Annotated in this window: 20 protein-coding genes; 10 read left to right on the top strand and 10 right to left on the bottom strand. The window is 68.8% G+C overall.

Going from position 1 to position 23,765, the window contains the following annotated elements; all coding sequences use genetic code 11:
* Positions 1-34 precede the first annotated feature (34 nt).
* Positions 35-1,090: a serine hydrolase gene (locus CSW62_RS04135; protein WP_099575915.1), complete on the top strand. Its 1,056-nt coding sequence runs from the start codon at positions 35-37 to the stop codon at positions 1,088-1,090.
* A 169-nt stretch (positions 1,091-1,259) separates the two neighbouring features.
* Here CSW62_RS04135 and CSW62_RS04130 read toward each other — a convergent pair whose 3' ends face one another.
* The 5 genes from CSW62_RS04130 to CSW62_RS04110 form a co-directional block, all read right to left on the bottom strand.
* A complete protein-coding gene (locus CSW62_RS04130; RefSeq protein WP_099575914.1) occupies positions 1,260-1,766 on the bottom strand; it encodes a hypothetical protein in 507 nt (168 codons plus the stop codon).
* Between the two features lie 37 nt (positions 1,767-1,803).
* Complete coding sequence (locus CSW62_RS04125; RefSeq protein WP_099575913.1) at positions 1,804-2,526, bottom strand: SDR family oxidoreductase; 723 nt, start codon at positions 2,524-2,526, stop codon at positions 1,804-1,806.
* Positions 2,523-2,960: a DUF3429 domain-containing protein gene (locus CSW62_RS04120; protein WP_099575912.1), complete on the bottom strand. Its 438-nt coding sequence runs from the start codon at positions 2,958-2,960 to the stop codon at positions 2,523-2,525. The genes CSW62_RS04125 and CSW62_RS04120 overlap by 4 nt, the downstream gene beginning before the upstream one ends.
* A gap of 26 nt (positions 2,961-2,986) precedes the next feature.
* Positions 2,987-3,607, bottom strand: a complete 621-nt coding sequence (gene folE / locus CSW62_RS04115; protein WP_233206607.1) for a GTP cyclohydrolase I FolE — start codon at positions 3,605-3,607, stop codon at positions 2,987-2,989.
* 77 nt (positions 3,608-3,684) lie between these two features.
* Complete coding sequence (locus CSW62_RS04110) at positions 3,685-4,377, bottom strand: TetR/AcrR family transcriptional regulator (RefSeq protein WP_233206606.1); 693 nt, start codon at positions 4,375-4,377, stop codon at positions 3,685-3,687.
* Between the two features lie 114 nt (positions 4,378-4,491).
* On the opposite strand from CSW62_RS04110, the gene CSW62_RS04105 reads away from it, so the two are divergent.
* The 5 genes from CSW62_RS04105 (at position 4,492) to nadC (ending at position 11,395) form a co-directional block, all read left to right on the top strand.
* Positions 4,492-4,998: a lipocalin family protein gene (locus tag CSW62_RS04105; RefSeq protein ID WP_099575911.1), complete on the top strand. Its 507-nt coding sequence runs from the start codon at positions 4,492-4,494 to the stop codon at positions 4,996-4,998.
* Between the two features lie 236 nt (positions 4,999-5,234).
* Positions 5,235-7,535 (top strand): TonB-dependent receptor, encoded by a 2,301-nt coding sequence (locus CSW62_RS04100; RefSeq protein ID WP_099575910.1) that lies wholly within the window; start codon positions 5,235-5,237, stop codon positions 7,533-7,535.
* Positions 7,536-7,788: 253 nt separating this feature from the next.
* Complete coding sequence (gene nadA, locus CSW62_RS04095) at positions 7,789-8,877, top strand: quinolinate synthase NadA (protein ID WP_199170512.1); 1,089 nt, start codon at positions 7,789-7,791, stop codon at positions 8,875-8,877.
* A gap of 158 nt (positions 8,878-9,035) precedes the next feature.
* Entirely contained in the window at positions 9,036-10,550 is a 1,515-nt protein-coding gene (locus tag CSW62_RS04090; protein ID WP_099575908.1) for an L-aspartate oxidase, read from the top strand.
* Positions 10,547-11,395 carry a carboxylating nicotinate-nucleotide diphosphorylase gene (nadC, locus tag CSW62_RS04085; protein WP_099575907.1) on the top strand — a complete coding sequence of 283 codons (849 nt, stop codon included), beginning with the start codon at positions 10,547-10,549 and terminating at the stop codon, positions 11,393-11,395. The genes CSW62_RS04090 and nadC overlap by 4 nt, the downstream gene beginning before the upstream one ends.
* 43 nt (positions 11,396-11,438) lie before the next feature.
* On the opposite strand, the gene argJ is transcribed toward nadC, so the two are convergent.
* Positions 11,439-12,929: a bifunctional glutamate N-acetyltransferase/amino-acid acetyltransferase ArgJ gene (gene argJ, locus CSW62_RS04080; RefSeq protein WP_199170511.1), complete on the bottom strand. Its 1,491-nt coding sequence runs from the start codon at positions 12,927-12,929 to the stop codon at positions 11,439-11,441.
* Positions 12,930-12,940: 11 nt separating this feature from the next.
* Entirely contained in the window at positions 12,941-13,921 is a 981-nt protein-coding gene (locus CSW62_RS04075) for a peptidyl-prolyl cis-trans isomerase (protein ID WP_099575906.1), read from the bottom strand.
* 297 nt (positions 13,922-14,218) lie between these two features.
* Between CSW62_RS04075 and secA the strand changes: the two genes are divergently transcribed.
* On the top strand, positions 14,219-16,987 hold the full coding sequence (gene secA / locus CSW62_RS04070; RefSeq protein ID WP_099575905.1) for a preprotein translocase subunit SecA: 2,769 nt from the start codon (positions 14,219-14,221) through the stop codon (positions 16,985-16,987).
* A gap of 182 nt (positions 16,988-17,169) precedes the next feature.
* On the opposite strand, the gene CSW62_RS04065 is transcribed toward secA, so the two are convergent.
* Both CSW62_RS04065 and CSW62_RS04060 read right to left on the bottom strand, forming a co-directional pair.
* Positions 17,170-17,769, bottom strand: a complete 600-nt coding sequence (locus tag CSW62_RS04065) for a methyltransferase domain-containing protein (protein ID WP_099575904.1) — start codon at positions 17,767-17,769, stop codon at positions 17,170-17,172.
* Between the two features lie 63 nt (positions 17,770-17,832).
* Positions 17,833-19,188, bottom strand: coding sequence for an MFS transporter (locus tag CSW62_RS04060; RefSeq protein WP_369827540.1), 1,356 nt, complete (start codon positions 19,186-19,188; stop codon positions 17,833-17,835).
* Positions 19,189-19,273: 85 nt separating this feature from the next.
* On the opposite strand from CSW62_RS04060, the gene CSW62_RS04055 reads away from it, so the two are divergent.
* Positions 19,274-19,978, top strand: a complete 705-nt coding sequence (locus tag CSW62_RS04055; protein ID WP_099575903.1) for a helix-turn-helix transcriptional regulator — start codon at positions 19,274-19,276, stop codon at positions 19,976-19,978.
* 159 nt (positions 19,979-20,137) lie between these two features.
* Here CSW62_RS04055 and CSW62_RS04050 read toward each other — a convergent pair whose 3' ends face one another.
* Positions 20,138-21,193: a DUF2855 family protein gene (locus CSW62_RS04050; RefSeq protein ID WP_099575902.1), complete on the bottom strand. Its 1,056-nt coding sequence runs from the start codon at positions 21,191-21,193 to the stop codon at positions 20,138-20,140.
* Positions 21,194-21,311: 118 nt separating this feature from the next.
* Between CSW62_RS04050 and CSW62_RS04045 the strand changes: the two genes are divergently transcribed.
* Both CSW62_RS04045 and CSW62_RS04040 read left to right on the top strand, forming a co-directional pair.
* The gene (locus CSW62_RS04045; RefSeq protein ID WP_199170510.1) at positions 21,312-22,280 is read left to right on the top strand and encodes an EamA family transporter; all 969 of its coding nucleotides are present in this window, start codon (positions 21,312-21,314) and stop codon (positions 22,278-22,280) included.
* A gap of 209 nt (positions 22,281-22,489) precedes the next feature.
* The gene (locus CSW62_RS04040) at positions 22,490-23,626 is read left to right on the top strand and encodes an epoxide hydrolase family protein (RefSeq protein WP_099575900.1); all 1,137 of its coding nucleotides are present in this window, start codon (positions 22,490-22,492) and stop codon (positions 23,624-23,626) included.
* Positions 23,627-23,765 lie beyond the last annotated feature (139 nt).

Below are 23,765 nucleotides of genomic sequence, written 5' to 3'. Positions count from 1 at the left end.
CGTACGGCCGGGTGACCGGCGGAAAGGCCGGCCAATGATCGCGGCGATCGCCATGCTGGGGGCGATGTCGATCGCCGCCCCGACCGTGAACGACCTGGCGCCCCTGGCGCGGGAGGCCGGTCTGGCCGGTGAGATCTATGTCGCCGACAAGGATCGGGTCCTGGCCCACCATGTGGCCTCGCGACCGGACCGCCCGCATCACGCCGGCGAGCTGTGGCGCTGGGCCTCGGTCAGCAAGCAGCTGACCGCCACGCTGATCATGCAGGCGGTCGATGAGGGGCGTCTGGCGACCTCCGATACGCTGGACAAGGCCCTGCCCGCCTTCAAGGGCCAGACGGCGGCCAGGATCACCATCGCCGCTCTGCTGACCCACACCTCGGGCCTGCCCAATCCCGACGACAGTCAGGTGCGCCAGGCTGGCGACTTCCCCGACTTCTACCGCCGGACGAAAGGCGCGGGATCAGACGCCCTTGGCTACTGCGCCGGCGCGCCCAAGGCCGAGCCAGGACAGGGCTTCGCCTACAACAACTGCGACTACATCGTTCTGGGCGCGGTGCTTGAGCGGATCTACGGCCAGCCCTACCGCACGCTTGTCCGTCAGCGTCTGGGCCGGGCCGCGGGGCTCAAGAGCATCGACGTGGCCGAGGCTGGTCGCGCCCGGCCCCGCCTTGCGCCGGGTTATCTTGAGAACGGCGTCCGCGAGCCGGACTTCGAGCTGTCGACATTCGGGGCGGCCGGCGCGGTCTACGGCAAGGCCATCGACCTTGTCCGGTTCGACCAGGCGCTGCTTCGCGGCCAGCTCCTTTCCCCCGCCGCCCGGGCCCAGGCCTGGGCCGGCGACCCCAAGCTTGGTTATGTCGCCTTCGGGGTCTGGAGCTATCCCGCGTCGCTTCGCGGATGCGACAAGCCCGTCAAGCTGGTCGAAAGGCGTGGGGAGATCGGCGGCGTGGAGGTGCGAAACCTCCTGGCGCCCGAACGTGGGCGGGCGTTGGTGGTGTTCGCCGACAGCGCGGGGATCGATTTCGGGGAAATCTGGCAGGGGTCGGGTCTGTCCTACAGGCTGGCCAGCGCCGCCTTCTGCGGGACTTGACGCGAGCCGACGCCGCGCCGGCGGTTGGGCCAAGCGCGAGCCAAGCCTAACCTTTTCCAGCCGACGGACATTGGCGGGATCGCGTAGCGGGCTTTCACGCGTGGCGGGTCGCTCTGCCGCTGGTGCTCGGCGGCTACGCCGAAGTGGTGGTGGCTGAGCGCGTCGACGCTCAGGCCGCCAGCTGGCCCATCCGCTCGCGATTGATCCGGATGACGCCCAGATTTTCCAGGGACAGCAGCAGACGCCACAGCTGCGACAGCTCCAGGCTCAGGGATTGGCGCATCGCGGGGCTCTCAAGCGCTCCGAGATTGACCGCCAGGCCCGCGCTGACACCCGTGCGATCGGCGTCCTCGTCCTCGATCGGACCCAGGCGCTCGACCAGTCCTCGGGCGATCAGCGCCTTCAGCCGTCGGCGGACGGTCTCGCTGGAAACGTTCAGCGCCGCCCCTACCCCTTCCATCGACACCGCGTGACGTTCGGCGGGCGTCTCCGGGTCCGCCAGGGCGCGACGCCGGTTCAAGGGCAGGTGCTGCAGGTTCGCGGCCGCGATGGTGTGGACGATCAAGAACTCGAGCGGGTCGAGGTCGAGCGCGCGCTGCCGCGCATCGATCCAGTTCAGCACGAAGGTGGTGGCCGATCGGCGCACCGCCCGGCCCACGTCAGCGGGGATCATCATCCGTTGGACTTCCTGGTCATGGCCGGGCCGAAGGGAATCACCAGGACACCCGGCTGGCGTCGTAGGCGAAGAAGCCGCCGCTGTCGGCGGGTTCCAGGCGATGAAGGACCTTCAGCAACCGTCTGGCGGACTCGACGGGCTCAAGGACTGTGCTGGACGACCTCGCGAACGGCGCGCTCAGCGGCGTCGCCACGGTGCCGGGGTGCAGGGTGACGCAGACCGCCAGGGGACGCTCGCGCGCCAGCTCGATGGCCTGACAGCGGAACATCATGTTCAGCGCGGCCTTGCTGGCCCGGTAGGCGTGCCAGCCGCCCAGGCGATTGTCGCCGATGCTGCCGACGCGGGCCGAAAGCGCGGCGAGCACGCTGGGCTCGTCCTTGGGCAGCAGCGGCGCCAGATGCTTGGCGACCAGGGTCGGCAGGATGGCGTTGACCTCGAACAGGCGCGTCATCGACGCGGCGGAAACCGCCCGCATCGCCTTCTCCGGCTTCAGGCCCTCGGCATGGAGCAGGCCGGTGGCGATGATCACCAGGCCCGGCGTCCCGAGCGCGGCGATCTCGCCGGCCAGCTTGCTCAGCGCGACTTCGTCCAGAAGGTCCGCGGTCAGGAAGGGCGTGCGCGGATCGTCTGGCCAGTCAGAGGGCTTGCGCCGTCCCACCCCGACCACCAGCCCCCAGCCCGGCTCCGTCAGCAGTTCGGAGACGAGCGCGCGGCCAAGCCCGCCGCTGGCCCCGACCACGACGGCGATACGCGGGCTCATGCGAGGATCCCCGCCAGCAGCGCGCCCGAGGCAAGGGCCAGGCAGGCGACCACGGTCAGGGGAATACGCAGGCGACGGTACCAGTCCGGCAGCGTCCTGGCGTTCACGTCCCAGGCGCCTTGGACGGCCAGCGCCAGGGCCAGGCCCAGCAAGGCGCCCGCCGTGATGTCGGTCCTGGCCGGATTGAACGTCGCCGCCGCGCCAAGGCCGAAGCCCACCAGCGGCGGGGCCATGGCCGCGACGATCACGCGCGTGTCGCTCTCGACCGCGAAGGCCGCGTGGGCCGCGCGCACGCCGCCGAGAAAGGCCAGGATCACCGCGGCATAGATGGCCTGCAGGCTGGTCCAGGCCAGGCCAGGACCGAAGCCGTCCATCAACCGCAACGGCGCGGCGACGAAGGGGATGAGCCCCAGGACGCCCAGCGCGGTCATCATCCTTTGTGGGGCGCCGGCCGCCGCCGTCACCGCGACCGCCTCACCAGATCAAGGAACTCGGCCCGCAGGCGATCGTCGTCGCGGATCTGGCCCAGCAGGCGGCTGGTGGTCAGGCTGGATCCCGGCGTGTCGACCCCGCGAAGCGTCATGCAGCTGTGCTCGGCCTCGATGACCACGCCGACGCCCAGGGGATCGAGCGTGTCGGCGATGGCCTCGGCGATGTCGGACGTCAGCTTTTCCTGGATCTGCAGGCGGCGCGAGAAGCCCTGGACCACCCGCGCCAGCTTGGAGATTCCGACCACGCGATTGCGCGGCAGATAGCCGACATGGGCCCGGCCGACGACCGGCAGCATGTGGTGCTCGCAGCAGCTGACCACCCGGATGTTGGTCAGGACGACCATGTCCTCGTAGCCGCCCACCTCTTCGAAGGTGCGCAGCAGGTGGCTTCTGGGATCCTCGTCATAGCCGGCGAACAGTTCGGCATAGGACCGCGCCACCCGGGCCGGCGTATCGAGGAGGCCTTCCCGATCCGGATCATCGCCCGCCCAGGAAATCAGGCACCGGACGGCCGCCTCAGCCTCTTCACGCGACGGGCGCTGTGTCGTCGACCGGTCCGCCTTGGGGACTTCGATCATGCCATCGGCCATGGACTTTCTCCCGCGGCGTTTGTCGCCGTCGGGATCTTTCTATATCTCGTTTGGAATATAGAAAAGCCTGAACGCCCTCAAATCGCGTTCACGGATATGCGACCGGCAGACGGACGCGCGCTGGAGGTCGTTTCCGGCGAGGCCTGGTAGGCGCGCATGAACGCCTCGCACGTGTCGTCGACCAGACGCTCGAGGGACAGGGGCCGGACCTGGAGGCCATCCAGCTGGTTCTGGTGCAGGCAGGCCAGCAGCAGCGGAGACACCAGTTGCAGCGACGCCGCCCGCGCGTCCGTATCCGGACGCATCTCACCGCGCGCGATGTGCTGTTCCAGCCGCGCTTCCAGCACCTGCAGCGTCGGCTCCAGAATGTGTTCCAGCGCGGGACGACCATAGGCCGGGTCGATCAGGCCCTCGGCCAGGCTGAGCGCGAAGATGTCACCCAGTCGGACGGATTTGTCGGCGGTCAGGGCGGAGACCAGATCGAGGGAATAGGCCCGGATCGAGGCGTCCAGCGGCAGTTGAGTCGACTTTTGCGAGTCTAGGCCGGGGCGTCCGCGCCGCAGGCACTCTTCCAGAACCGCGCCGATCACCGCGCGCCGGTCGCCGAAATAGTGCCGCAGGGTAGGTCCCGACACGCCGGCGGCGGCGGCCAGATCGCGAAAGCTGGCGCGTTCGCCCTCGCGCCGCATCAGCTGAAGAGTCATCTTCTCCAGCAGGTCGCGGCGCTTGGCGTCATAGTCGAGATCCCGGGCGCCCTTGGTTCTGGACAAGCGATCGTTCTCCTTGGCGGCCGCAATCTACCGTTCGCGACCATCATCGCAAAGCGACAACCCCCTCACATCCGCGACGCCACGCCGAACGTACCTTTGGCGGAGGACCAACTCATGCTGAAATTTCTTCTGCCCGCCGCGATGACCCTGGGCCTGGCGACCTCGGTGGCGGCGCAAGACCGGTCGGCGCCGATCGACGCGGCGTCGCACTATTCCGGCGTCTGGCTCGAGGTCGGCCGCACGCCCATGGGCCTGACCAACGGCTGCGTGGCGGGAACGACGCGGTATGAGATGAAAGACGCCACCCACGTCGCCGTCGAGGACGATTGCCGCCAGGGCAGCCCCAGCGGCAAGCGGCGCGCCATTCGCGGCAAGGGCGTCATCGAGGACGCGCCGGTCAACCGCCGCCTCAAGGTCAACTATGCGCCGTTCATCACCTGGCGCTACGACGTGCTCGACCGCGATCCGGCCGGAGCCTGGTTCATCGCCGCCGACCCCAAGCTCAAGAAGGTGTTCCTCTACACCCGCGCCAAGCCCACTCAGGGTCTGCTGGACCAGCTGGCCGCCAAGGCCAGGGGCCTGGGCTATACAGGCGAGATCGAGTTTCCCGCGGTCGACTAGACGCCTCCACGCGGCCCCTGAGCGCTCAAGTGGCGGGCGCGCGGGCGTGAAATACGCCCCGCGCCCGCTGATCGGCGCCAAAGCCACACCCCGCCAGAAGTAAGTAATCTTTCACTGAACTGACATCGATTTCCCGCTATAGCGCCTCAGCGCTCGGGCGCGGGGAGGTTTGCTCCCTCGCCGCCGATGCGTCTTAGACGGCCACAAAGGCCGCGAACGAGGGTCTCTCCAACACCATGCGCACTCCCCAAACCCATAAACTCGCCCTGCTTCTGGGCGCGGCCGCCGCGACCCTGATCGCCGGCGCCGCCCACGCCCAGCAGGCCGCCCCCGCCGACGCCAACTCGACGGCGCTGGACGAAGTCGTCGTCACCGCCGAGCGCCGCTCGGAAAACCTGCAGAAGGTGCCGCTGTCGGTCGCCGCCGTGGCCGGCGAGCAGCTGCGCGCCATCACCGCCGACGGCAGCGACATCCTGGCCCTGTCGGGCAAGGTCCCCAGCTTCTATGCCGAGACCACCACGGGCCGGATCTTCCCGCGCTTCTATATCCGCGGCCTGGGCAACATCGACTTCTACCTCGGCGCCTCGCAGCCGGTGTCGATCATCCATGACGACGTGATCATGGAACACGTGGTCCTGAAGTCGAACCCGCTGTTCGACATCGGCCAGGTGGAAGTGCTGCGCGGCCCGCAAGGCTCGCTGTTCGGCCGCAACACCACCGCCGGCATCGTCAAGTTCGACACCATCAAGCCGAGCGAAGACTTCAACGCCCGCTTCTCGGCCTCGTACGGCACCTATGGCACCACCACCTTCGACGGCGGCGTCGGCGGCCCGCTGGCCGACGGCCTGATGTTCCGCGCCTCGGTGCTGTATCAGCACCGCGACGACTACGTGGACAACACCTATGCCGGCGCCAGCGCCGACGGCACCGTCTCGCCGAAGAAGAACGCCATGGGCGGCTTCGACGAAAAGGACGCCCGCATCCAGGTGCTGGCCAAGCCGAACGACAAGCTGTCGGTCCTGGTCTCGGCCCACGCCCGCGACTACAACGGCACCTCGACCCTGTTCCTGCGCCAAGCCCTGACCAAGGGCAGCAACAAGTCAACCGCCCCGCGCGACAGCGTGGCGCTGGACGAGGCCAACAACAACCCGCAGGCCTACAAGACCTACGGCACGTCGGCCCACATCGACTACGACTTCGGTCCGGTCACCCTGACCTCGATCAGCGCCTATGAATCGACCAGCGGCTACAGCCGTGGCGACACCGACGGCGGCGCGGCGGCCAACTTCCCGGTCAATGGCGTGCCGAACGGCTTTGGCCAATCGCAAGGCCAGATCCGCGACCTCGACCAGCTGACCCAGGAAATCCGCCTGGCCAGCAACGGCGAAGGCAAGCTGAAGTGGCAGGTCGGCGGCCTGTACTTCGACTCGCGCGACACCACCGACTTCTATCAGCGCGGCTATTTCCTGCTGCCGACCTCGGCCGGCTACAACCCCAACAACTGGGTGCGCCTGAACAACCTGAACACCTCGTGGGCGGTGTTCGGCCAGGTCAGCTACCAGCTGACCGACGCCCTGACGATCACGGGCGGCCTGCGCGACACCTACGACGCCAAGAAGACCGTCCTGGTGAAGACCTCGAACAACGCCGCCGGCGTCTCAACCTACGGCGGCCGCCGCTACGTGCGCATGGCCGACGAGCAGGTCAGCTGGGACCTGTCGGCCAACTACCAGGTCAATCCGGACGTCAGCGTCTATGCCCGCGCGGCCAAGGGCTTCCGTGGCCCGACCATCCAGGGCCGCTCGGCGGTGTTCAACGCCGACTTCACCACGGCCGACTCGGAAACGATCCAGTCGTACGAAGTGGGCTTCAAGAGCTTCCTGCTCGAGAACACCCTGCGCTTCAACGCCTCGGCCTTCACCTATGAGGTCAAGGACATCCAGCTGAACGGCAACGACAGCAACGGCAACGGCGTGCTGTTCAACGCCGACAAGGCCCAGGCCTACGGCGTCGAAGCCGACATGGAATGGCGCCCGGTCCGCAACCTGCTGCTGACGGCCGGCGCCAGCTACCTGCACAGCGAGATCAAGGACAAGCGCGTCTACGCCCAGGTCTGCGCGCTGAACGGCGTGGTGGTCTGCACCGTCGAAAACCCGACGATCAAGGTGGGCGCCAACACCTTCGCCCAGATCGACGGCCAGCCGCTGCCGAACGCGCCGAAGTACAACCTGAACTTCACGGGCCGCTACGACATCCCGGTCGGCGAGGCGGGCCGCGTGTTCGTCGCCACCGACTGGAACGTCCAGGGCTACACCAACTTCGTGCTCTACAAGACCCGCGAGTTCTACTCGAAGGGTTCGTTCGAAGGCGGCCTGAAGCTGGGCTACGAAAACCTCGACAAGGGCTACGAGATCGCCCTGTTCGGCCGCAACATCACGAACGAGAAGAACCTCAAGGGCGTGATCGAGAACTACATGGCCGCCGTCTACAACGAGCCCCGCATCGTCGGCGTCTCGCTCAGCGCCAAGCTGAAATAACCCTTCCTCCCCCGTCCGGCCGGTTCGCTGGCCGGACACTCTTCTGGCCCCGGAGCGCAAGCTCCGGGGCTTTTCTTTGGGCGGGGTTTGCAATCGCTCCGGCAAGGTCTATATGTGACGGGTCGGTTATGCTCACTTTCAGCATAACCCGGACGCCGAGGGCCGAGGGCTTCCCCTGCGGGGAACGCTCAAGCAGGCTCCGGCGTTTTTTGAGGCCCTGGAAATGCTCACTTTGAGCATAACGGAGTATCAGATGGCTGACGGGTTTGCTGGTCCGCTCGAGTTCACCGCCCAGGTCGAGGCGGAAACCGCCGGCGTCTGGGACAAGGTCAAGCACCACGTCACGCCGATGGAGTGGCGCGTCCAGGCTCCGTTGATCGCCGAGATCAACCGGATCAAGCGCGAGAAGAACGCCGCCATCCTGGCCCACAACTACATGACGCCGGACATCTTCCACGGCGTGGGCGACTTCGTCGGCGACAGCCTGGCCCTGGCCAAGGAAGCCGCCAAGAGCGACGCCCAGATCATCGTCCAGGCCGGCGTCCACTTCATGGCCGAGACCAGCAAGGTGCTCTCGCCCCAGAAGAAGATCCTGATCCCGGACCTGAAGGCCGGCTGCAGCCTGGCCTCCTCGATCACCGGCGCCGACGTGCGACTGATCAAGCAGCGCTATCCGGGCATCCCGGTGGTTACCTATGTCAACACCACCGCCGACGTGAAGGCCGAGACCGACATCTGCTGCACCAGCGCCAACGCCGTGCAGGTGGTCGAATGGGCGGCCAGGGAATGGGGTGTCGACAAGGTCATCCTGATCCCTGACGAATATCTGGCCCGCAACGTCGCGCGCCAGACCGACGTCAAGATCATCGCCTGGGCCGGCCACTGCGAGGTGCACAAGCGCTTCACCGCCCAGGACATCGCCGACATGCGCGCGGCCTGGCCGGGCGCCGAGGTGCTGGCCCACCCCGAGTGCCCGGCCGAGATCCTGGAAGCCGCCGACTTCGCCGGCTCGACGGCGGCGATGAACGACTATGTGGCCCAGCACAAGCCGGCCCAGGTGGTGCTGATCACCGAGTGCTCGATGGCCAGCAACGTCCAGGCCGAAAGCCCGGCGACCCAGTTCATCGGCCCCTGCAACATGTGTCCGCACATGAAGCGGATCACGCTGCAGAACATCTATGACGCCCTGGTTTACGAGCAGTTCGAGGTCACGGTCGACGCCGACATCCTCGACCGCGCCCGCCTGGCCGTGCAGCGGATGATCGACCTGCCGCCGCCGGCCGTACCGGCGCGTTACGACCTGGTGAAGGCCCGGCATCACGTGAATGTCGAGCTGATCTAAAGAGCCCCCTTCCCCCTTGATGGGGGAAGGGTTGGGGATGGGGGTGACGCGGCCGATCCGCTTCCACCCCGTCCTTCGTCTTCCTGGATGGCTGAACCGCTGTGTTCACCCCCATCCCTACCCTTCCCCCATCAAGGGGGAAGGGAGTGGAGTGTAAGATGATCCAGCGCATCACCTTCGACGGCCCCGTCATCATCGGCGCCGGTCTCGCCGGCCTCAGCGCCGCCCTGGCCGCGCACAAGGCGTTGGTGCTGTCGCCGACGCCGCTGGCCACCGGCTGCTCCAGCGCCTGGGCGCAGGGCGGCATGGCGGCCGCCCTGGCCGCCGACGACACCCCCGCGCTGCACGCCGCCGACACCATCGCCGCCGGCGCGGGCCTGTGCGATCCCAAGGCCGTCGAGCTGCTGACCCGCGAAGGTCCGCAGGCCGTGCGCGACCTGGCCGCCCTCGGCGCGCCGTTCGACCGCAAGACGGGCGGAGACTTCGTGCTCAGCCTCGAAGCCGCCCACGCCAAGGCCCGGGTCGCCCGGGTCGGCGGCGACGGGGCCGGCGCGGCGATCATGGCCGCCGTCATCGCCGCCGTCCGCGCCGCCCCGACCATCGAGGTCCGCGAGAACGCCCGCGCCCGCCGGCTCCTGCAAGACGCGACCGGTCGCGTGGTCGGGGTTCTCGCCGAGATCGAAGGCGCGCTGGTCGAGATCCGCAGCCACAGCGTGATCCTGGCCACCGGCGGGATCGGCGGCCTCTATGCCGTCACCACCACGCCGAAGGAAGTGCGCGGCGAGGGCCTGGGCCTGGCCGCCCTGGCCGGCGCGACCATCGCCGATCCGGAGTTCGTGCAGTTCCACCCCACGGCCATCGACATCGGCCGCGATCCCGCCCCCCTGGCCACCGAGGCCCTGCGTGGCGAGGGCGCGATCCTGCGCAACACCGACGGCCGCGCCTTCATGGCCGACTACCACCCGGCCAAGGAGCTGGCCCCGCGCGACGTGGTGGCCCGCGCCATCCATGCCGAGCGCGAGTCCGGGCGCGGCGCGTTCCTGGACGCCGTGGCCGCCGTCGGCCCGCACTTCCCCAAGGAATTCCCGGCCGTGTTCGAGGCCTGCCGCGCCGGCGGCCTCGACCCCCGCCGCGAGATGATCCCGGTCGTGCCAGCGGTTCACTACCACATGGGCGGCGTCGCCACGGATCTGGACGGCCGCGCCAGCCTGCCGGGCCTCTACGCCGCCGGCGAGTGCGCCTCGACCGGGGTGCAGGGCGCCAACCGCCTGGCGTCCAACAGCCTGCTGGAAGCGGCTGTGTTCGGCGCCCGCGCCGGCCACGCGGCGGCGTCCGAGGGTCAGGCGGGCGGCGAGCCGCTCAGCCTGACGCCCCTGCCCGACCTGCCCGACGCCGCCTTCCAGATCCTGCGCAAGGCCATGAGCCGCGACGCCGGGGTGATCCGCGACCAGGCGGGCCTGACCCGCCTGCTGGAGCAGATCGACGCCCTGGAGCCCGCCTATGGCCCCTGCCCGCCGCTGGTCGCCGCCCGGCTCATCGTCGACGCCGCCCTGGCCCGCCAGGAAAGCCGAGGCGGCCACTATCGCCGCGACTTCCCGGCCACGGCCGAGCCGGTCCGCACCTTCGTCACCCTTACGAGCGCGGACGCCGCCGTCCGCTACGCCGCCGAATGATTATCCAACCTCTGGACGACATCCTCGTCCGCCCGATCGTCGATCACGCCCTGGCCGAGGACCTGGGCCGGGCTGGCGACATCACCGGCCAGGCCTGCATCGATCCGGACGCCCGGCTGTCGGTGGTCTGGGCCAGCCGGCAGGACGGCCGGGTCTCGGGCCTGTCCTGCGCGCGCCTGTCGCTGGCGGCGCTCGACCCGACCGCGACCTTCGAGGTGGTGACGCCAGACGGCTCAGATGTCATGCCGGGCGCGATCCTGGCCCGCGCCGAGGGGAACGCCCGCGCCGTGCTGGCCGCCGAGCGCACCGGCCTGAACCTGCTGGGTCGCCTGTCGGGCATCGCCACCCTCACGCGGGCCTATGTCCGCCTGGTCGAGGGCACGGGGGCGACCATCGTCGACACACGCAAGACCACGCCGGGCCTGCGCGCCCTGGAGAAGTACGCCGTCCGCTGCGGCGGCGGGGTCAACCACCGCTTCGGCCTGGATGACGCCATCCTGATCAAGGACAACCACGTCGCCGCCTGCGGCGGGGTGGGCGAAGCCGTGAGGCGAGCCCGCGCCCATGCCGGCCACCTGGTCAAGGTGGAGGTCGAGGTCGACGGCCTGGACCAGCTGGACGAGGCCCTAAAGCACGGGCCGGACGTGGTGATGCTCGACAACTTCAGCCTCGCCGATCTGGCGACCGCCGTCCGCCTGGCCAAGGGCCGCGCGGTGCTGGAGGCCTCGGGCGGGGTGAACCTCACCACCGTCCGCGCCATCGCCGAGACCGGCGTCGACGTGATCAGCGTCGGCGCCCTGACCCACTCGGCGCCGGTGCTGGATATCGGGCTGGACGCCAACTAGCGGCCAGGCGAGCTCCCTCCCTCTTTGAGGGAGGGAGAAAGGCCTAGCTCCGGTAGTCGCCGTTGATCGCCACGTACTGCTTGGTCAGGTCGCAGGTCCACACCGTGGACGAGCCCTTGCCGACGCCGACGTCGACGCTGACCTCGAACTGCTGGTTCTTGACGTAGGCGCTCATCTTGGCCTCGTCGTATTCGGCCGATATCAGGCCGTCGCGGGCGGCATAGAGGTCGCCGAACTTGACGCTGATCTTCTCGCGGGCGACCGGCTCGTCGGCGCGGCCCACGGCCATGACGATCCGGCCCCAGTTGGCGTCCTCGCCGGCGAAGGCGGTCTTGACCAGCGGGCTCTCGGCGATGGTGCGGGCGATCTTGCGAGCCGAGGCGGGGCTCTGCGCGCCGTTGACGGTGATCTTGACGAACTTGGTCGCCCCTTCACCGTCCTTGACCAGTTGCAGCGCCAGATCCAGCAACACCGCTTCCAGCTTCTCGCGGAAGTCGGCCAGGCGCTTGTCGCCGGCGCGGTGGATCTTGGGCGCCCCCGACTGGCCGGTGGCGAACAACAGCAGGGTGTCGTTGGTCGAGCGATCGCCGTCCACCGTCACGCAGTTGAAGGTCGTGCGGGTATAGAGGCTGACCAGGGTCTGCAGCGCCGCGGGCGCGATGGCCGCGTCGGTCGCGACGAAGGCCAGCATGGTCGCCATGTCGGGCGCGATCATGCCCGAGCCCTTGGCGATGCCGGCGATCTTCACTTCATGCCCGTCGATCATCGCCGTAGCGTAGGCGCCCTTGGGGAAGGTGTCGGTGGTCATGATCGCGCGGCCAGCCTCGGCCCAGGCGTCGGCCGTCAGGCGGGCTTCGACCTCGGGCAGGCGGGCGGTGATCTTGCTGTCGTCCAGGATGACGCCGATGACGCCGGTGGAGGCCATCATCACGTCGCGCTGGCGGCAGTCCAGGCGCTTGCCCACGGCCGTGGCCACGCGGCGCACGGCGTCCGCGCCGGGACGGCCGGTGAAGCTGTTGGCGCAGCCGGCGTTGACGACCAGGGCGCGGACGTCCGCGCCGCCGGACGCGGCCAGCTGGCGCTTGCACCAGTCAACGGGCGCCGAGCCGACGCCGTGCCGGGTGAAGACCCCCGCCGCCGAGGTTCCCTCGGCGAAGCGCATGAGGACCAGGTCCTCGCGCTCGTGCTTGTAGAAGCCGGCGCGTCCAGTGGCGATCTCGACGCCGGCGATCGGCGGGATCACCGGGAACGGCACGGCCAGGGGCGAGATCGCCAGGCCGGGCTTGCCCGCGCCCCCTGAGACAGGCTTGGCGGGCGCCGGAGCAGCCGGAGGCGTCGCGACCTCGCCGGCCGACTTCTGACCGCGGCGCAGGCCGGCGCGCTTCAAGGCCGAGGTCAGCGGGTCGACCAGGGCGCGCTCAAGGGCGGCGCCGGCGGCGGCGACGGGATTGGCCGAACCCTGGGCGGCCTCGGGGGCCTTCGCGACGGTGGTCTTGCCCGAAGTCTTGTCGGCCTTCTGGGGAGTCTTGGTCATATGGGCCGCTCTTACTTCTTGGCGGGTTGGGTAGGTTGGGCGGGCGGCGCGGCCGGCGCCGAGGCCGGCGCGGCGCCTTGCAGCTCCGCCGGGGCGGAAGCCGGCTCCTGAGCGCCGGCCGCGCCGGACACGTCCTGGGGCTTGCCGACCAGCATCTCGACCTTGGCCGAGCCGCGCAGCTTCTCGAGCACGTCGCGGACCTGATCATAGGTCAGGAAGCGCACGATCTGCGGGCGGGCCGCCTCCAGGGTGATGGGCTCCTCGGTGCGCTTGTCCTCGACCTTGACGATGACCCAGCCGCCCTCGGCCGCGAACGGACCGACGAGCGCGCCCTTCTGGGCGTCCTTCAGGGCCACGCCATAGGGCTCGGGCATGACGTCCAGGGTGAAATAGCCCAGGTCGCCGCCGTTGAAGCGGGTGGCCTGGTCGGTCGAGCGCTCCATGGCCAGGGCGTCGAACGAGGCCCCGGAGGCCAGCAGCTTCTTGATGCTGTCGGCCTCGGCCTGGCTGCCGACGATGATCTGGCGGGCGCGGATCTCTTCCGAGCGCTTCGAAAGCTTCTGCTGCTCGGCATAGAGCTTGCGGATGGCGTCCTCGGTGACGGCCTTCTCGACCACGCCCTCGACCAGCATGTCGCCCAGGATGCGTTCGCGGGCGGCGGCCAGGCGGCGCTGGGCTACAGCCTCCTTGTCGATCTTGCGCTTGATGGCCTCGGAGGCCAGCAGCTTCTGGTCGATGACTTCGTCGAGGCGCTGGCGGAACACCTCGCTGGAGATGTCCAGCGGTTCGCCCTCGCTGATCAGGCCCTGGGCCACGGCCTCGCGCTTCACGTCGGAGGCCCAGATCACCTGGCCGTTGACGCGCGCCACGGCCGTGTCGCCGGGCTCCGGCGGCTTGTCGGCGACCTTGTTCTGGCCGCACGCGGCCAGCACCAGGACGCAGGCGACGACGCTGAGCGCGCTCATCAGGCGGGAAGTGGTCTTCAAGGCCAAGATCTCCGGCTTTGCTGAAGCCGCTCTAGCGCGGTTTTTCGCCAAGAGGAAACGGCTTCGGCGCCGAAAGCGTTCGAGCTCGCGAAAACTGAGGCAGTACGGACACTAAGGGCCCGAGAAGCCTTACTAACGCCGGGGTCTTCGCGTTGACACCATGAGGGTCGGTGCTTAAGTCTCCGGCCGCACCGGAATAGCGGATTTATCCGCTAATCCAGCGCGACTTCATCTACCGTAGTCGAGGCCGCACAGCCTTAGCGCCGGCCTCCTCGTCAAACCGTCCTACCGGATTCCCCCCGCATGCTTGGTCTCGCCAAAAAGCTCTTCGGCTCTTCCAACGAACGCAAGGTCAAGGCCTTCGCCGCGCGGGTCGCCAAGATCAACGCTCTGGAACCCGAATACGCGGCCCTCTCGGACGAGGCGCTGAGGGGCAAGACCGCCGAATTCAAGGCCCGCCTTGAAAAGGGTGAAACGCTCGAAGACGTGCTGAACGAGGCCTTCGCCGTGGTGCGCGAGGCCGGCAAACGCGTGCTGGGCATGCGCCACTTCGACGTCCAGATGGTCGGCGGCATGGTGCTGCACTTCTCGGGCATCTCGGAAATGCGCACGGGCGAAGGTAAGACCCTGGTCGCCACCCTGCCGACCTACCTCAACGCCCTGGAAGGCAAGGGCGTCCACGTCATTACCGTCAACGACTACCTGGCCCGCCGCGACGCCGACTGGATGGGCCAGATCTACACCTTCCTGGGCCTCAGCTATGGCGTGATCGTCAACGGCCTGAGCCAGGGTGAGCGTCAGCGCGCCTATCGCAGCGACATCACCTACGGCACCAACAACGAATTCGGCTTCGACTACCTGCGCGACAACCTCGTCTACAGCGTCGAGGAAATGGTCCAGCGCGGCCACAACTTCGTCATCGTCGACGAAGTGGACTCGATCCTGATCGACGAAGCCCGCACCCCGCTGATCATCTCGGGCCCCACCGAGGACCGCAGCAGCTTCTACAAGACGATCGACGTCTTGGTGAAGCAGCTGATCCAGGACAAGGGCACGTACGACCACGACGAGAAGCAGAAGCAGGTCATCCTGACCGAGGACGGCCAGGAGAAGATCGAAGAGATCCTGATGTCGGGCGGCCACCTGGCCGAGGACTCGGCGGGCCTCTACGACGCGGCCAACGTCTCGGTGGTCCACCACGTCAACCAGGCCCTGCGCGCCAACGTGCTGTACACGCGCGACAAGGACTACATCGTCAAGGGCGGCGAGGTCATCCTGATCGACGAGTTCACCGGCCGCATGATGACGGGCCGCCGCCTGTCGGAAGGCCTGCACCAGGCCATCGAGGCCAAGGAAGGCGCCGACGTCCAGCCCGAGAACCAGACCCTGGCCTCGGTGACCATCCAGAACTACTTCCGCCTCTACAAGAAGCTGTCGGGCATGACCGGCACGGCGTCGACGGAAGCCCAGGAATTCGACGACATCTACAAGATGAGCGTCTCGGAAATCCCGACCAACCGCGTCATCAAGCGCATCGACGACGACGATGAGGTCTATCGCACCGAGCGCGAGAAGAACGAGGCCATCCTCAAGCAGATCGCCGACTGCCACGTGCGCGGCCAGCCGATCCTGGTCGGCACCGTGTCGATCGAGAAGTCCGAGGAACTGTCCAAGCTGCTGTCCAGCTTCGCGTTCGAGAACAACGGCAAGAAGCAGAAGGGCATCCCGCACCAGGTGCTGAACGCCCGCTTCCACGAACAGGAAGCCGGCATCGTCGCCGACGCGGGCGTGCCCGGCGCGGTGACCATCGCCACCAACATGGCCGGCCGCGGCACCGACATCCAGCTGGGCGGCAATATCGACATGCGCCTGGCCAACTGGCGCCAGCAGCAGAAGGGCATGGGGCTGGAGATCAGCCACGAGGACGAAGTCGAGGAGCGCAAGCGCCTCGAGGCCGAAATCGTCGTCGCCCGGGAAAAGGCCCTGGCCGCCGGCGGCCTGTTCGTGCTGGGCACCGAGCGCCACGAAAGCCGTCGCATCGACAACCAGCTGCGCGGCCGCACCGGCCGTCAGGGCGACCCGGGCCGGTCGAAGTTCTTCCTGTCGTGCGAGGACGACCTGCTGCGCATCTTCGCCGGCGAGCGCCTGGACGCGATCATGCGCACCTTCGGCGTCCAGGAAGGCGAGGCGATCACCCACAAGTGGCTGAACAACGCCATCGCCACCGCCCAGAAGCGCGTCGAGCAGCGCAACTACGAGATCCGCAAGAACCTCCTGAAGTACGACGACGTCGTCAACGATCAGCGCAAGGCCGTGTTCGAGCAGCGCCAGGAGTTCATGGAGTCCAGCGACCTCTCGGACATCATCGTCGAGATGCGTCACGACACGATCGACGACCTGATCGCCCGCCACCTGCCGCCCAAGGCCTATGCCGAGCAGTGGGACATCGAGGGCCTGAAGGAACGCGTCCAGTCGATCCTGGGCCTGGACCTGCCGATCGAGGCCTGGGCCGCCGAGGAAGGCATCGCCGACGAAGAGATCAAGAACCGCCTGACCAAGGCGGCCGACGAGTACGCCGCCCAGCGCGAAGTGATCATCACGCCCGAGCAGATGCGCTCGGTCGAGAAGAACTTCCTGCTGCAGATGATCGATCTGCAGTGGCGCGAGCACCTGATGCACCTGGACCACCTGCGCAACGTCATCGGCCTGCGCGGCTACGGCCAGCGCGATCCGCTGAACGAGTACAAGACCGAGGCCTTCTCGCTGTTCGAGAAGCTGCTGGGCGACCTGCGCACCAACACCACCCGTTGGCTGATGACGGTCGAGATCGCCTATGCCGAGCCGGAAATCCCGCACGCGTCGCTGGAGGGCCTCCAGGAGGTCCACCTGGACCCGCTGACCGGCGAGAACGCCGCCGTCGCCGGCGCCATCCCGGACGGCCTGTCGCCGCAACAGCGCCAGGGCCTGCCGATCTCGTCCCTGCCGGAAGAATGGGAACGCACCAACCGCAACGCCCCCTGCCCCTGCGGCTCGGGCAAGAAGTTCAAGCAGTGCCACGGCTCGCTGATCTGAGGCGAGGCTGAGGTCTGAGTTTTGAAGCGCCCGCCCCGGGAGACCGGGGCGGGCGTTTTGCTTTGAGCCCTCCCGTCGGCGGATGGGGGAGGGTTGGGTGGGGGTGGGCAGGGCCGTGCAGGCGGAACCGCCGTGTCACCCCCATCCCCGCCCTTCCCCCATCAAGGGGGAAGGGAGCTCATTTAAAGCTTCTTCAGCACGAACTCGATCGCGCACTCGCCGACCGCCGTGCGGGTCTGGTCGAAGCGGTCCACGCCGATCCGCTGGTTGAAGTCGTAGCGGAAGGTGGCGTCCATCAGCTCGATCTTCTTGATCTCGACATCGGCCGACAGGCTGGCCAGCAGCTGCGTCAGGTTGATGCTGGCGCTGGACCAGGAGGCCTTCTTGAAGATCGTGAAGGTGTGCTTGTGGTCGGTGTTGAAGGTCGAGGGGAACACGCCCTGCTCGTAGAGATCCTCGTCGGGGATCAGGCACACCAGGTGGCCGCCAGGCTTTAGGATCCGCAGCCAGTTCTCCAGCGCTTCCCTGGGATCGCGCATGTGCTCCAGGCAGTGGGACGAGTGGACGAAGTCGAAGGTCGCGTCCGGCACGCTGGCCATCAGTTGGGCGTCGCCGTCGGGCAGGTCCCAGCCACGGCACGATTTCATCAGCGGGAAGAACTCGTAGTACTGGCCGATCGAATCCTCGCCGGCCCCGATGTCGATGCCGTCGCCGACGATGTAGCGGGTCGCGTAGCGCGAATCCTTGATCTTGTGGAAGACGGACTTGCTGGATTCGTGCATCGCGGAGCCTTGGTCGGGCGAGATTCGCCGGACCGCCAGCAGGCGGCGAACCCCGCCCCGAGGTCAAGCCGCCCTGTCGACGCGGGCCGTGAGGGCGCTGGCCGCGACCAGCAGAGCCGCTGCCACGACGCCCGAGATCCTAAGCCCCCAGACGATGTCCGCGCTGGCCAACGCCCCGAAGATCGCCACGCCGGCTGCCCCGCCGACCTGGCGGCAGGCGTTGAGCGTGCCCGAGGCCGCGCCGGCGTCGTGGCGGTCGACGCTGGCCAGCAGGCCGCTGGTCAGGGTCGGAATGGCCAGGCCCATGCCGCCGGGGATCAAGGCAAAGCCGGGCAGCATCTCCAGCAGGCCGCTGTCCGCGCCCAGCCGGGCGGTCAGGGCGTAGCCGCAGGCGGCGATCAGCAGCCCGCCCGTCGTCACCGTACGCGCCCCCAGCCGCGCCACCAGGCCGCCGCTGACGAGGTTCGACAGCACGAAGGTCGCCGTCAGCGGCAGAAAGGCGATCCCGGCCCTGCCCGGCGCCCAATGCAGGGTCCGCAGCATGTAGAGGCCCAGCACGAAGATCAGGCCATAGTAGGTGAAGTTCAGCGCCGATCCGACCGCCACCGCCGTCCAGGCCGGACGCTTGCGGAAGGCCGCCAGCGGCATGGCCGGATGCTTGGAGCGGCGCTCGACCAGCACGAAGGCGACGGCCAGCAGCACGCCGGCGACCAGGGCGGCCAGCGGTCCGCCGTTCCAGCCGCGATGTCCGCCCTCGATCAGCCCGCCCACCAGCAGGGTCACGGCGGCGACGGCCAGGACCTGGCCGGGGATGTCGAACGGAACCCTGGGCTTGGGCGGCGTCGCCGACGCCACGACCTGGGTCAGCACCGCGCCGATCAGGCAGAGCGGCAGGTTGACAAAGAACACCCAGCGCCAGCCGACCGCCTCGACCAGCAGGCCGCCCAGCACCGGTCCGGCGGCGATCGACACCCCGCCGGCGGCGGTCCACCAGCCGACCGCCGCCGCGCGCGCCTTGTGGTCGCCGTGGGCGGCGTGGGCGATCAGGGCCAGGGACGACGGGATCAGCAGCGCTCCGGCCGCGCCCTGGACCACGCGGGCCAGGATCAGGGCCAGCGGACTTCCCGCGAAGCCGCAGGCCGCCGAGGCGAGCCCGAACAGCGCCAGACCCGCCATGAACGCCCGCTTGGGCCCCACCCGATCGCCGATCGCCCCGGCCGACAGCAGCATGGCCGCCAGGGCCAGCACATAGGCGTCGACCACCCATTGCAGCTGCGCCGTCGGGGCGTCGAACGCCGTGCCGATGGCGTCCAGCGCGACATTGACGATGGTCACGTCCAGCTGGGTGACCAGGAGGCCGAAGCTGGCGGCGGTCGTGATCAGGGGCAGGCGGGAAGCGGGAGAAGACGCGGTGCTCATGGTCGTCGTCATGCCCCGGTCCGGCGCCCGATTGCTACACGCGCCGATGAACCATTCCGGCGGCGATCGGTCTAAGATGCCCGCCATGGACGCCAATATCGCCTCCCCCGCCGCCCTGATCGGCGACCCGACCCGCGCGGCCATGCTGCAGGCCTTGCAGGACGGCCGCGCCCAGCCCGCCAGCGCCCTGGCCTGGGCCGCAGGCGTCACCGCCCAGGCGGCCAGCAACCACTTGGTCAAGCTGGTCGACGGCGGCCTGCTGGCGGTCGAGCGCGAGGGGCGGCATCGCTACTACCGCCTGGCCAGCGCCGAGGTGGCCCATGCGATCGAGGCGCTGTCGGTGCTGGCCGCGCCGGTGCGGTCGCTGGAGATCCCGCGCTCGCCCAAGGCCCGGGCGCTGCGGGACGCGCGATGCTGCTACGGCCACCTGGCGGGGCGCCTGGGCGTGAAGGTCTGCGAAGCGCTGGTCGAGCGCGACCTGCTCCGGCCGGCGGAGGGCAAGCTCTACGACGTCACGGCCGAGGGCCGGGTCTGGTTCGAGGACCTGGGCGTCGCCGTGGACGCCCTGCACTCGCCCCGCGGCGTCGCCCGCCAGTGCCTGGACTGGACCGAGCGGCGGCATCACCTGGCTGGGCCGCTGGGGGTGAAGCTGCAGGAAGCCATGACCGCGCGCGGCTGGCTGGCGCTGGAGGCCAAGGGCCGGGCGGTCAGGGTGACGCCGGAGGGGGCGCTGGCGTTGCGGGAGCGGCTGGGGGTCAGCCTGGAGGATGAGGGGCGGGCAGCCGCTTGATCTCTCCTCCCCCTTTATGGGGGAGGTGGATCGCCGCGAAGCGCGGCGAGACGGAGGGGGCTAGTCATGACTCAATGGGGCGGCGCAGACCCCCTCCACCGCCGTTCGGCGGTCCCCCTCCCCCATAAAGGGGGAGGAGAGAGAGCTCCCGCGCGTCTTCTAAGGCCGCAGCACGACCCCCACATCCGCCGGCGTTCCGCCGTCAACCTGCGCCAGGTAAGCCGCCTGAACCGCCTCGCGTCCCTGTCCGGTCTCCACCGTCAACCACTGCGGCGCATCCGCCACGAAGCCGGACCAAGCCGCGCCATACCGCCGCTCGAACTCACCCGGCGCCCAGTCCTGACGGCGCTTGGCCATCCGGTCCGGCGCGAAGAAGAAGGCCGGTGTCGGACCGGGCAGAGCGGCCTGGGCGCGCGGCGCCTCCCAGTGGGTGCCGCCGACCAGGATCGAGGCCTTCAGATCATCGGCGAACCGGTTGTGCACGCTCGCCAGCACCGCCGCATCGCCCGCGAAGTCGACGAACGCCGCCGGCCCCTCGATCGGCGCGCTCGCCAGGTCGTCGTAAAGCACCACCGCGTCGTAGAACCCCAGCCCCTCGACGAACGCCTTGTTGCGGGGCGAGGTCAGGCCGACGATCTTGACCCCGCCGCGCCGCTTCAGCAGCGCCGCCAGGCCGATCGCCGTCTTGGACGAGGCGCTGGACAGGATCACGCTGGCCGCGCCGTAGAAGCCGTTCTCGTCGAACTGGTCCTCGATCAGGAACGAGGTGATGAACAGCGGCTGCAGCAGCGCCTTGTGCGCCTCCAGGCCATCGTCGTCGCCCACCGCCTGATACTGGTTGTAGACCACCGCCAGGTGCTGGCGGTGCGGCGCGGCGTCGGTGAAGCCGGTCTTGCCCGGCTTGGCCAGAACCGTCAGATGCGTCGACATCGGCCAATAGCCGTAGAAGCGCTGGCCGACCGCGATGTCGGGATGGGCGGAGGCCTCGACCCGGGCGTGGCCCCAGACCGGCACGCGGCCAAAGCCGTCCGGACCAGGGAAGAAGTCCCAGTACTTCATCATCTCGCCGAACACGGCGTAGGTGATGTTATTGGCCGTCAGGGCGAAGCTCTCGATGGCCAGGCGGACCTCGCCATCGTTCAGCGGCGCGGGCGCGGCGTCGCGGAACTCGGTGCGGCGCAGGTCGCCCTTGGCGACGACGAAATCCCAGGCCATGCGGGGCCTCCCAACTCTGTTTGGACGGAGTTAGCGGGAGGCCGCGCGGCAAGTCAAACGCGCGTTTGACCGCGGACACTGCGGCGCGCTGTGGAGCGGGGGGATTGTCATCGGGACAATGTTTCCGTTGCGACGCGTGGCGCGAGGGTTCAGGTCGGGTCTAGTCCAGCTTGCGATTGGAACCGCCATGACCGCCAACGCCCCCCTGCCCTTGCGCCACTTCCTGCTGGCCCTGGCCGTGGTGGCGGTTTGGGGGACGAACTTCGTGGTCATCCGCATCGGCCTGAACCACCTGCCGCCGCTGCTGTTCGCGACCTTGCGCTTCTGCATGGTGCTGGTTCCGATGGTGTTCATCGTCAAGCGGCCGGCGGTGTCGTGGAAGAACCTCGCGGCCTATGGCCTGCTGATCGGGGCGGGGCAGTTCGGCCTGCTGTTCGTGGCGATGAAGGGCCACATCTCGCCGGGGCTGGCCTCGCTGATCCTGCAGACCCAGGTGTTCTTCACCATCGGCATGGCCATGTGGATCAGCAAGGAGCGGATCCAGGGCTTCCAGGTCGTGGCCCTGCTGCTGGCCGTCGCCGGCATCGTGGTCATCGCCGCGCATGGCGGAGGGGCGGCCACGCCGCTGGGCGTGATGCTGGGCCTGCTGGCGGCGCTCAGCTGGTCGGGCGGCAACATCGTCGCGCGCCAGGCCGGGCCGGTGAACATGCTGGGCTATGTCGTCTGGGCCAGTCTGTTCTCGATCCCGCCGCTGTTTCTCATGTCGCTGTGGCTGGAGGGCTGGCCGGCCATCGTCCACGGCGTCACCAGCGCCAGCCTCGGCACCTGGCTCGCCGTGGCCTGGCAGGCCGTGGGCAACACCATGTTCGGCTATGCCGCCTGGGGCTGGCTGCTGGCCCGCCACCCGGCCGCCACCGTGACTCCGATGGCCCTGCTGGTGCCGGTGTTCGGCATGAGCGCCTCGGCCCTGATCCTGGGCGAGGGCCTGCCGGCCTGGAAGCTGATCGCCGCGGCGCTGGTGCTGACGGGCCTGGCGGTGAACATGCTGTGGCCGAAGGTGCGGACGAAGTTCCTGGCGCCGGCCTGAGCTTCCTAAATACCAACCCCGTCATCCCGCGCTTTATGCGCGGGACCCATGGTTCAGCTTCCGTGTGGGAGCGTGAGCTGGCTCTGCACCTGCGGCGGATAAATGGGTCCCGCGAACACGTCGCGGGATGACGGTTGAAAGTCAGGTGAGTTTAGGTTGACCTCCCCCGCGTCACCCGCCTGACCCTGCCTCAAAACAGGGAGGCCGCCATGACGCCGTTCGAGGTGAACTGGACCCGCGAGCAGATCGACAAGGTCCTCGCCCAGGTTCGCGCCTATGAGTTCCCGCCCGCCCCGGAAGGCGGCGGCTGGGGCTATGGCTGCGACGCGGATTTCCTGAAAGCGCTCTGCGCCTACTGGACCGACGGCTTCGACGTCGCGGCGGCCCAGGCCAACCTCAACCGCTTCCCGCAGTTCACGGCGACGATCGAGGACCTCGATATCCACTTCGTCCACGTGGTCGGCGAGGCGGGCGGCAAGCGGCCGCTGCTGATCAGCCACGGCTGGCCGGGTAGTCACTTCGAGTTCTGGGACGCCATCGAGCCCCTGGCCTTCCCGTCGCGCCACGGCGGCGATCCGGCCGACGCCTTCGACCTGGTCATCCCGTCGCTGCCGGGGTTCGGCTTCTCCGGAAAGCCCAAGCGTCCGCTCGGCCAGCGCGCCACCGCGCGGATCTTCGACACGCTGATGACCGACGTCCTCGGCTATCCGACCTATCTGGCCCAGGGCGGCGACTGGGGCGGCCTCGTCACCTCGTGGTTGGGGCTGGACCACGCCGCGTATGTGAAGGCCATCCACCTGAACATGATCGGCCTGCGCCCCGCCGGACCGCCGACGACGCCCGAGGAGATCACCTGGATCACCGGCTTCGGCGCCCAGATGGACCTCTGGGGCGCCTATTTCCGCCTGCAGGCCAGCAAGCCGCAGTCGGTGGCGTGGCTGGGCGCCAACAACCCCGTCGGCCAGGCCGCCTGGATCCTGGAGCGCTTCCACGACTGGGCCGACCTCTCGACCAAGCCCTTCGAGCAGGTGTTCACCCGCGACCAGTTGCTGACCAACCTGATGCTCTATGTGATGACGGGGAGCTTCACGACCGGCGCCTGGTACTACCGGGCGATGCTGGAGGAAGGCGGCCCCGTCCTGGCGCAGGGCCAGCGCTGCGAGACCCCGACCGCCTTCGCCAACTTCCCCGGCGAGAGCATCTACAAGCCCCCGCCCCGCTCGTGGGCCGACCGGGCCTACAACATCACCCGCTGGAGCGAGATGCCGCGCGGCGGCCACTTCGCGGCGATGGAGGAGCCGGGGCTGTTCGTGGAGGATCTGAGAAATTGGGCTCAGGAACTCTAACCCCTCCCCCTTGATGGGGGAGGGGCAGGGGTGGGGGTGACTACGGCGGTCGATGCCAAGTGCGGCGTCCAACTCAGCATCACCCCCATCCCCACCCCTTCCCCCATCAAGGGGGAAGGGAGCTTCTGGACGAGCCTGT

Source organism: Caulobacter sp. FWC2 (genome assembly GCF_002742625.1).
Lineage (GTDB): Bacteria > Pseudomonadota > Alphaproteobacteria > Caulobacterales > Caulobacteraceae > Caulobacter.
The sequence above is the reverse complement of the archived record's forward strand: the minus strand, read 5'-3'. Positions and strand labels throughout refer to the sequence as shown.